We start from the raw sequence: 9,142 nt of genomic DNA, 5'->3' as shown, positions 1-9,142 counted from the left end.
GCCGGCCAGCGGCCGGCACTACCTGTAGATCCACGCGACGCGTGGATGAACGCGTGCGGACGTCAGACCTGCAGCAGCTTGCGGGCGGCGGCGCGCGCTTCCTTGCTCACTTCCACGCCGCCCAGCATGCGCGCCAGTTCTTCCTCGCGTGCCTTGCTGTCCAGCTTTTCCACCGCGCTCTGGGTCATGCCTTCCACCGGCGCCTTGCTGACCCGGTAATGCGCGTGGCCCTTGGAGGCCACCTGCGGCAGGTGGGTCACGCACAGCACCTGGCGCTTCTCGCCCAGCGCGCGCAGCTTCTGGCCGACGATGTCGGCCACCGCACCGCCGATGCCGGAGTCGACTTCGTCGAACACCATGGTCGGCACCGCATCCAGGTCCAGTGCCGCCACTTCGATGGCCAGCGAGATGCGCGACAGTTCACCACCCGAGGCGACCTTGCGCAGGGCGCGCGGCGGCTGGCCGGCGTTGGCCGCGACCAGGAACTCCACGCGCTCGGCACCCTGCGGGTCGGGCTTGCCGTTGTCCTGCGGCTCCAGTTCGATCAGGAACTGGCCGCCACCCATGCCCAGCTCGGCGATGATGCCGGTGGTGGTGGCCGACAGTTCGGCGGCGGCATTGCGACGGCTGGCGGTCAGCACTTCGGCCTGTACGCGCCAGGCGGCGGCGGCCTTGTCGATCTCGCCGGCCAGGCGCTGCAGGCGCTCGTCGGCGCCGCGCAGCTGCTCCACTTCGGCATGCATGCGTTCGCGCTGCGCGCCCAGCTCGTCCATCGGCACGCGATGCTTGCGCGCCAGGTCGTGCAGGCGGCCCAGGCGCCGCTCATTCTCTTCGAACTGCTCGGGGTCGGCGTCGAGGTCGTCATGCACGCGGTCCAGCAGCGAAAGGGCTTCGTGCAGCTGGATCGAGGCGTTCTCGATCAGGCCGTCCACCTCCCCCAGGCGCGGGTCGTGTTCGATCAGGCGCGACAGCTCGTGGCGGACCTGCTGCAGCAGGTCCAGCGCGGAACTGCCGTCGTCGCCGTTGAGCTGGTTGCTGGCCGCCTGGCAGGCGCTCAGCAGGGCACTGGCATGGGCCTGGCGGCGGTGGCTGGCGCCGAGCGCGGCGATCGACTCCGGTTCCAGGTCCTCGCGGTCCAGTTCGCGCAGCTGGTGCTCCAGGAAGCCGATCCGGTCACTCACGTCGCCCTGTTGCGACAGCGCCTGCGACTCGTCGACCAGTGCCTGCCAGGCGGCGGCGGCGCGGCGCACCTGGCGGCGCTCCGCCTCGTTGCCGGCATAGGCGTCGAGCAGGGCCAGCTGCGACGGACGGGTCAGCAGCGCCTGTTGTTCATGCTGGCCATGGATCTCCACCAGCAGCGCGGCCAGGTCGGCCAGCTGTGCGAGGGTGACCGGACGGCCATTGATCCAGGATCGCGATCCGCCGTCGGCGCGGATCACGCGGCGCAGCTGGCACTGATCCTCATCGTCCAGCTCGTTGTCGGCCAGCCACTGGCGCGCTGCCTGCAGCTGGTCCAGCGCGAACTCGGCGGAAAGCTCGGCGCGGGCGGCGCCGTGGCGGACCACGCCGCTGTCGGCGCGCAGGCCGGACAGGAAGCCCAGCGCGTCGACCATCAGCGACTTGCCGGCGCCGGTCTCGCCTGAAACCACGGTCATGCCCGGCCCGAACTCCAGTTCGGTGGCGCGGACGACGGCGAAATCCTTGATCGAAAGATGTCTGAGCATGGGTAAGGGGTATCGGCAGCCGCGCAACGCTAGCACGCGGGCGAGGGAGGTCCAATGACTTGCCAAGGGGATGCGCCGCCATTATCTAGTGTCCGTGTCTCACAGGTTGATTCCATGCACGGTTCTCCCGACCAGCTTGCCCCGCGTGCGCGCCATCTGCTGCGCACGCTGATCGCGCGTTACATCCAGGACGGTGAGCCGGTCGGCTCGCAGACGCTGGCGCGTGTGGCCGGCCTGGAGGTCAGCCCGGCCACCATCCGCAACATCCTGGGTGACCTCGAGGACCTGGGGCTGCTGGCCTCGCCGCATACCTCGGCCGGGCGCATCCCGACCGCGCATGGCTACCGGGTGTTCGTCGACAGCCTGCTGCAGATGCAGCCTCCGGGGGAGGGCGAACTGGCCCGCCTGCGCCAGGAGCTGGCCGGCGGCGGCAGTACCCAGGCCCTGCTGGGCAGCGCCTCGGAGCTGCTGTCGGCGATGAGCCACTTCGTCGGCGTGGTCAGCGCGCCACGGCGCGAGCAGTTCGCCTTCCGCCAGATCGATTTCGTGGCGCTGGACGGGCGCCGGGTGCTGGCGATCCTGGTGTTTGCCGACAACGAGGTACAGAACCGGGTCATCGAGACCCGCCAGGAGTTCGCGCCGGGGCAGCTGGAGCAGGTCGCCAACTACCTCAACGCCCATTTCGCCGGGCTGCCGATGGCCGAGATCCGCACCCGCCTGCTGCTGGAGCTGCGCGATGCCCGCTCCGAACTGGAGCAGCTGCTGGCGCACAGCATCGAGCTGGCCGAGCAGGCCCTGCAACCGGCGGCCGACGACATGCTGGTGGCCGGCCAGACCCGGCTGATGGGCGTGCAGGACCTGTCCGACCTGGAGCGCCTGCGCGAGCTGTTCGAACTGTTCTCCAGCAAGCGCGAGATCCTGCAGCTGCTGGAGCGGACCATCCAGGCCCCGGGTGTACGCATCTTCATCGGCGAAGAAACCGGGATGATGCCGCTGCAGGGCGTTTCGCTGGTCACCGCCCCCTATACCGCCAACGGCCAGGTGCTGGGCGTGCTGGGCGTGATCGGCCCGAAGCGGATGGCCTACGACCGCATGATCCCGCTGGTCCAGGCCACCGCTGATGTGCTGGGCGCGGCCTTTTCGCCGGCCGGGCGCACGCCGGGAACATCCGACGCTTGAAACGCAGCATCCCGCCCACACTAGGGTGGGTGGAGGCGGAGATTGACCGCCAGGGACCCAGACATGAACCACGAACATCCAGATATCGAATCCCAGCAGAGTGCCGCCGATGCGGCCGCCGCCGCCGGCGTCAATGACGAAGTGGAGCGCCTGCGCGCCGAAGTCGAGCAGATCAAGGCCGATGCGCTGCGTGAGCGCGCCGACCTGGAGAACCAGCGCAAGCGCGTGGCCCGTGACATCGAGCAGGCCCGCAAGTTTGCCAACGAAAAGCTGCTGGGCGAGCTGCTGCCGGTGTTCGACAGCCTGGATGCCGGCCTGAAGGCTGCCGGCGATGACCCGCACCCGCTGCGCGAAGGCCTGGAGCTGACCTACAAGCAGCTGCTGAAGGTCGCCGCCGACAACGGCCTGGTCCTGCTGGACCCGACCGGCCAGCCGTTCAACCCGGAACACCACCAGGCGATCAGCCAGGTGCCGACCCCTGGCGCCGCCCCCGGCACCGTGGTGACCGTGTTCCAGAAGGGCTACCTGCTCAACGAGCGCCTGCTGCGGCCGGCCCTGGTTGTCGTGGCCGCCGACTGACCCGTGCCGGGCCGGGAGGCGGGAATGCCCGCGACCCGTCCCGACGCTGAACGCGCCGGACGACCGGAAACACAGCGTTCGGGAGATGGCTTGAATGTTCCACGAGCCTCCCCCACATCGTATTCATCCACCGGCCGAACGGCCGGACTGACCCCAACAAGCATCCTCAGGAGTCTCCCCCATGGGCAAGATCATTGGTATCGACCTCGGCACCACCAACTCGTGCGTGGCGATCATGGACGGCGGCAAGGCCCGCGTCATCGAGAATTCGGAAGGCGATCGCACCACCCCGTCGATCGTCGCCTACACCAAGGACGGCGAAGTCCTGGTCGGCGCCTCGGCCAAGCGCCAGGCCGTGACCAACCCGAAGAACACCTTCTACGCGGTGAAGCGCCTGATCGGCCGCAAGTTCACCGACGCCGAAGTGCAGAAGGACATCGCGCACGTCCCGTACGGCATCCTGGCCCATGACAATGGCGACGCCTGGGTGTCGACCAGCGACGGCAAGAAGATGGCGCCGCAGGAAATCTCGGCCAAGGTGCTGGAAAAGATGAAGAAGACCGCCGAGGACTTCCTCGGTGAGAAGGTCACCGAAGCGGTCATCACCGTGCCGGCCTACTTCAACGACAGCCAGCGCCAGGCGACCAAGGACGCCGGCCGCATCGCCGGCCTGGACGTCAAGCGCATCATCAACGAGCCGACCGCGGCCGCGCTGGCCTATGGCCTGGACAAGGGCGACAACAAGGATCGCAAGATCGTGGTGTACGACCTGGGCGGCGGTACCTTCGACGTGTCGGTGATCGAGATCGCCAACGTCGACGGCGAGAAGCAGTTCGAAGTGCTGGCCACCAACGGCGACACCTTCCTGGGCGGCGAAGACTTCGACAACCGCGTCATCGAGTACCTGGTTGAAGAATTCAACAAGGACCAGGGCATCGACCTGCGCAAGGATCCGCTGGCCCTGCAGCGCCTGAAGGACGCCGCCGAGCGTGCCAAGATCGAGCTGTCCAGCGCCCAGCAGACCGAAGTGAACCTGCCGTACGTCACCGCCGACGCCTCGGGTCCGAAGCACCTGAACATCAAGCTGACCCGCGCCAAGCTGGAAGCGCTGGTGGAAGACCTGATCAAGAAGTCGATCGAGCCGTGCCGCGTCGCCCTGAACGATGCCGGCCTGCGTTCGAGCGACATCAGCGAAGTGATCCTGGTCGGTGGCCAGACCCGTATGCCGAAGGTGCAGCAGGCGGTGACCGAGTTCTTCGGCAAGGAACCGCGCAAGGACGTCAATCCGGACGAAGCGGTGGCACTGGGTGCGGCGATCCAGGGCGGCGTGCTCGGCGGCGACGTCAAGGACGTGCTGCTGCTGGACGTGACCCCGCTGTCGCTGGGCATCGAGACCATGGGGGGCGTGTTCACCAAGATCATCGAGAAGAACACCACCATCCCGACCAAGGCCTCGCAGGTGTTCTCCACCGCCGAAGACAACCAGTCGGCCGTGACCGTGCACGTGCTGCAGGGTGAGCGCGAACAGGCCCGCTTCAACAAGTCGCTGGCCAAGTTCGACCTGTCCGGCATCGAGCCGGCCCCGCGCGGCCTGCCGCAGGTGGAAGTGTCCTTCGACATCGACGCCAACGGCATCCTGCACGTGTCGGCCAAGGACAAGAAGACCAACAAGGAACAGAAGGTCGAGATCAAGGCCGGTTCGGGCCTGTCCGAGGAAGAGATCGCACGCATGGTCGCCGACGCGGAAGCCAACCGCGAAGAAGACAAGAAGTTCCAGGAGCTGGTGCAGGCCCGCAACCAGGCCGATGCCCTGATCCACGGCACCCGCAGCGCGATCACCGAGCACGGCAGCAAGGTCGGCGGCGAAGTGATCGGCAAGGTCGAGGCGGCCCTGGCTGACCTGGAAACCGCGATGAAGGGTGACGACAAGGCACAGATCGAAGCCAAGTCGAAGGTGCTGGAAGAAGCGGGCCAGTCGCTGTTCGCCGCGGCTTCGGCCGACCAGGGCGGTGCCGCCCCGGGCGCCGACGCCGGCAACGCTGGCAAGGGCAACGACGATGTGGTCGATGCCGAGTTCACCGAAGTCAAGGACGACAAGAAGTCCTGATCCGGACCGACGCGGGACGCTGCCTGGCAGCGTCCCGTTGTCGCATCAGGGTCCTGGCCGCCACCGGCGTGTCGGGGCGCCCGACGCAAGAGCGGACCTGGTTCCGCTCTTCCGCTTTGACGAATCCCGACTTTTCGGAACCAGATTCACGATATGAGCAAGCGCGATTACTACGAAGTGCTGGGCGTTGCCCGCACCGCCACCGACGACGAGCTGAAGAAGGCCTACCGTCGCTGCGCGATGAAGTTCCACCCGGACCGCAACCCGGGTGATGCAGCGGCCGAAGCCTCCTTCAAGGAGTGCAAGGAAGCCTACGAAGTGCTGTCCGACGGCAACAAGCGCCGCATGTACGACAGCCACGGCCATGCTGCGTTCGAGCACGGCATGGGCGGTGGTGGCGGTCCGGGCGGCCCGGACATGAACGATATCTTCGGCGATATCTTCGGCAACATCTTTGGTGGTGCAGGCGGTGGCCCGCGCCAGGCCCGTCGCGGTGCCGACATCGGCTACGTGATGGAGCTGGACCTGGAGGAAGCGGTGCGTGGCGTCGAGCGCCGCATCGAGATCCCGACCCTGGCCGAATGCGGCGACTGCGATGGCAGTGGCTCCGAAGACGGCAAGGTCGAGACCTGCAACGTCTGCCATGGCCGTGGCCAGGTACGCATCCAGCGCGGCATCTTCGCCATGCAGCAGGCCTGCCACAACTGCGGCGGCCGCGGCCAGATCATCGCCAAGCCCTGCAAGACCTGCCACGGCAACGGCCGTGTCGAGGAAGACAAGGTGCTGTCGGTGAAGGTGCCGGCCGGTGTCGATACCGGCGACCGCATCCGCCTACAGGGCGAGGGTGAGGCCGGTCCGGCCGGTACCCCGCCGGGCGACCTGTACGTGGAAGTGCGCGTGCGCGAGCACGCCATCTTCCAGCGCGATGGCGACGACCTGCACTGTGAAGTGCCGATTCGCATCTCGCAGGCCGCATTGGGCGACACCGTGCGCGTGGCCACCCTGGGCGGCGAGGCGGAGATCCGCATCCCGGCCGAGACCCAGACCGGCAAGCTGTTCCGTCTGCGCGGCAAGGGCGTGCGTTCGGTGCGCAGCCGCAGCGAGGGCGATCTGTACTGCCGCGTGGTGGTGGAGACCCCGGTCAACCTCACCAACGAACAGCGCAAGCTGCTGGAGCAGTTCGAAGCCACCTTCGTTGGCGAGGAAGCGCGCAAGCACTCGCCGAAGTCGGCCACCTTCATGGATGGCGTAAAGGGCTTCTGGGACCGCATGACGTCCTGAGTTTTTCAACGGACGCGTTGAACGGCAGCGCCGGGCCAAGCCCGGCGTTTTCGTTTGCGATCATCGGAAAAATGCCGCCGGCGTCTGCCCCAGCTGCCGCTTGAACATGCTGGTGAACGCGCTGGGGCTGTCATAGCCCATCGCCAGCGCCACATCGATCACCTTCTCGCCCACCGCCAGGCGTTCCATCGCGGCCAGAAGGCGTGCCTGTTGCCGCCACTGGCCGAAGGTCATGCCCAGTTCGCTGCCGAAGTGGCGCTGGATGGTCTTCACGTCCACCTCCAGTGCCTGCGCCCAGTCCTGCAGCGTGGCGTCATCGCCAGGGTGCTTCTGGATGTGCTGGCAGATCCGCTGCAGGCGCGGGTCGGTCGCGGCAGGCAGATGCAGCGGCAGCACGTCCATGCGATGCAGTTCGTCCAGCAGCAGGCGCACCACGCGGCCATCGCGGCTGTCTTCGATGTGCTCGCCCTTGATCAGCGTGGCGGCCTGCAGCAGCTCGCGCAGCAGGGGTGCCACCTGTACCGCGAACGGTTCGGCCGGCAGCTGCGGCGCGAACAACGGGTCGATGTACAGGCTGCGCATGTGCACGGCGGCGATGCAGTCGACCGCGTGCACCATGCCGGCCGGCATCCAGATCGCACGGGTCGAGGGCACCACCCAGCGGCCCACTTCCGAGCGCACCACCATCAGCCCCGAGATGGCATAGACCAGCTGGTGGCGCTGGTGCTTGTGGCCTGCGATGTGGGTACCGGCCGGGTACTGGGTGACCCGATAGGTGACCGGGCGATGCTGGGGGACGTCGCGCCAGGGCGCCGCCGGATCGACGTCGCTGCCAATGTCCTTTTTGCGATAGGCCATGACCCGAACGCGGCAGAAGGGAGGGGAGGGCAACCGTAGCATGCGTGGCTCGCCCCCAACCTGACTGCGTCCATGTCCGCCCTGGCTTCTCCTGCAACGACCTCACGCCCGGTGGCTCCCGGCGTGCTGGCTGCCATTTCCACCTCGCACGTGGTCAACGACATGATGCAGTCGTTGATCCTGGCCATCTATCCGGTGATCAAGGGCGGCTTCAATCTCAGCTTCACCCAGATCGGCCTGATCACCCTGACCTACCAGCTCACCGCCTCGATCTTCCAGCCGTTGGTCGGCATGGCCACCGACCGGCGCCCGGCGCCGTATTCGCTGCCGATCGGCATGGCCTCGACCCTGTGCGGCATGCTGCTGCTCGGCTTCGCATCGAGCTACGCCGTGGTGCTGCTGGCCGCCGCGATGGTCGGCATCGGTTCGGCGATCTTCCACCCGGAAGCCTCGCGCATTGCGCGGCTGGCCTCCGGAGGTCGTCATGGCTTCGCGCAGTCGGTGTTCCAGGTCGGCGGCAATTTCGGCACCGCGCTCGGCCCGCTGATTGCTGCAGCGGTGATCGTGCCGTATGGCCAGCATGCCGCCTCGTGGTTCGCCGGTGCCGCCCTGATCGGCATCGCGCTGCTGACCTATGTCGGCCGCTGGTATGCGCTGCACCTGGGCACGCCGCGTCCGGCCAGCACCGCGTCGATGGCGCCGAGGCATCCGCCGCGCACCGTGGCCAAGGTGCTGGCGATCCTGCTGGTGCTGATCTTCAGCAAGTACTTCTACATGGCAAGCATCGGCAGCTACTTCACCTTTTACCTGATCCACCACTTCGGCATTCCGGTGGCGCAGGCGCAGCTGCACCTGTTCGCATTCCTGGTGGCGTCAGCCGCAGGTGGTTTCCTGGGGGGCCCGCTGGGTGACCGCATCGGTCGCAAGCCGATCATCTGGACGTCGATCCTGGGTGTAGCACCGTTCGCGCTGGTGTTGCCGCATGCGGATCTGTTCTGGACGACGGTGCTGGCGGTGCTGATCGGCTTCGTGCTGTCCTCGGCGTTCTCGGCGATCGTGGTCTACGCGCAGGAGATGATGCCGCACCGCATCGGCATGGTGTCGGGCCTGTTCTTCGGCTTTGCGTTCGGCATGGGCGGATTGGGCGCCGCCGTGCTCGGCCTGCTGGCAGACAAGACCAGCATTGAGTACGTCTACCAGCTGACCGCGTTCCTGCCGCTGCTCGGCATCGTGGCGGCCTGGCTGCCGCCGTCGCGGCCTGCTGCTCACTGAGGGGTTTTGCTTTGCAGGGCTTGCAGCCCTGCACCTGCTACAAGCCAGAGCCGAAGCAACAGCAGAAGCGGGCTATCCGTGGGTTGGCGGGGTGGGTCCGGTTGAGGGGGACGCCGTAAATACGTCCATGTAGGCTTGGTCG

At 67.2% G+C, this 9,142-nt stretch carries 7 protein-coding genes; 5 read left to right on the top strand and 2 right to left on the bottom strand.

What is annotated here, in order from left to right:
* Positions 1–62: 62 nt before the first annotated feature.
* Positions 63–1,724, bottom strand: coding sequence for a DNA repair protein RecN (gene recN, locus O0J73_RS19770; RefSeq protein WP_006434170.1), 1,662 nt, complete (start codon positions 1,722–1,724; stop codon positions 63–65).
* A 114-nt stretch (positions 1,725–1,838) separates the two neighbouring features.
* On the opposite strand from recN, the gene hrcA reads away from it, so the two are divergent.
* The 4 genes from hrcA (at position 1,839) to dnaJ (ending at position 6,870) form a co-directional block, all read left to right on the top strand.
* Complete coding sequence (gene hrcA, locus O0J73_RS19765; protein WP_008266321.1) at positions 1,839–2,903, top strand: heat-inducible transcriptional repressor HrcA; 1,065 nt, start codon at positions 1,839–1,841, stop codon at positions 2,901–2,903.
* Positions 2,904–2,966: 63 nt separating this feature from the next.
* A complete protein-coding gene (gene grpE / locus O0J73_RS19760) occupies positions 2,967–3,482 on the top strand; it encodes a nucleotide exchange factor GrpE (protein ID WP_008267012.1) in 516 nt (171 codons plus the stop codon).
* A gap of 181 nt (positions 3,483–3,663) precedes the next feature.
* Positions 3,664–5,589 carry a molecular chaperone DnaK gene (gene dnaK, locus O0J73_RS19755; protein WP_006434175.1) on the top strand — a complete coding sequence of 642 codons (1,926 nt, stop codon included), beginning with the start codon at positions 3,664–3,666 and terminating at the stop codon, positions 5,587–5,589.
* A 153-nt stretch (positions 5,590–5,742) separates the two neighbouring features.
* Positions 5,743–6,870 carry a molecular chaperone DnaJ gene (gene dnaJ, locus O0J73_RS19750; RefSeq protein WP_006434177.1) on the top strand — a complete coding sequence of 376 codons (1,128 nt, stop codon included), beginning with the start codon at positions 5,743–5,745 and terminating at the stop codon, positions 6,868–6,870.
* Between the two features lie 60 nt (positions 6,871–6,930).
* Here dnaJ and O0J73_RS19745 read toward each other — a convergent pair whose 3' ends face one another.
* Complete coding sequence (locus O0J73_RS19745) at positions 6,931–7,728, bottom strand: helix-turn-helix transcriptional regulator (protein ID WP_308309436.1); 798 nt, start codon at positions 7,726–7,728, stop codon at positions 6,931–6,933.
* 72 nt (positions 7,729–7,800) lie between these two features.
* Between O0J73_RS19745 and O0J73_RS19740 the strand changes: the two genes are divergently transcribed.
* Positions 7,801–9,000 carry an MFS transporter gene (locus O0J73_RS19740; protein ID WP_308309435.1) on the top strand — a complete coding sequence of 400 codons (1,200 nt, stop codon included), beginning with the start codon at positions 7,801–7,803 and terminating at the stop codon, positions 8,998–9,000.
* Positions 9,001–9,142 lie beyond the last annotated feature (142 nt).

This window comes from Stenotrophomonas sp. Sm6012 (assembly GCF_030985895.1).
GTDB classification, from domain to species: Bacteria; Pseudomonadota; Gammaproteobacteria; order Xanthomonadales; family Xanthomonadaceae; genus Stenotrophomonas; species Stenotrophomonas forensis.
This window is presented reverse-complemented; position numbering and strand designations above follow the sequence as displayed.

What these genes read in the sequence shown, in the direction of transcription:
- dnaK (WP_006434175.1), top strand. Translation starts at nt 3,664, where the DNA reads ATGGGCAAGATCATTGGTATCGACCTCGGCACCACCAACTCGTGCGTG.
- grpE (WP_008267012.1), top strand. Translation starts at nt 2,967, where the DNA reads ATGAACCACGAACATCCAGATATCGAATCCCAGCAGAGTGCCGCCGAT.
- recN (WP_006434170.1), bottom strand. Translation starts at nt 1,724, where the DNA reads ATGCTCAGACATCTTTCGATCAAGGATTTCGCCGTCGTCCGCGCCACC.
- dnaJ (WP_006434177.1), top strand. Translation starts at nt 5,743, where the DNA reads ATGAGCAAGCGCGATTACTACGAAGTGCTGGGCGTTGCCCGCACCGCC.
- O0J73_RS19745 (WP_308309436.1), bottom strand. Translation starts at nt 7,728, where the DNA reads ATGGCCTATCGCAAAAAGGACATTGGCAGCGACGTCGATCCGGCGGCG.
- O0J73_RS19740 (WP_308309435.1), top strand. Translation starts at nt 7,801, where the DNA reads ATGTCCGCCCTGGCTTCTCCTGCAACGACCTCACGCCCGGTGGCTCCC.
- hrcA (WP_008266321.1), top strand. Translation starts at nt 1,839, where the DNA reads ATGCACGGTTCTCCCGACCAGCTTGCCCCGCGTGCGCGCCATCTGCTG.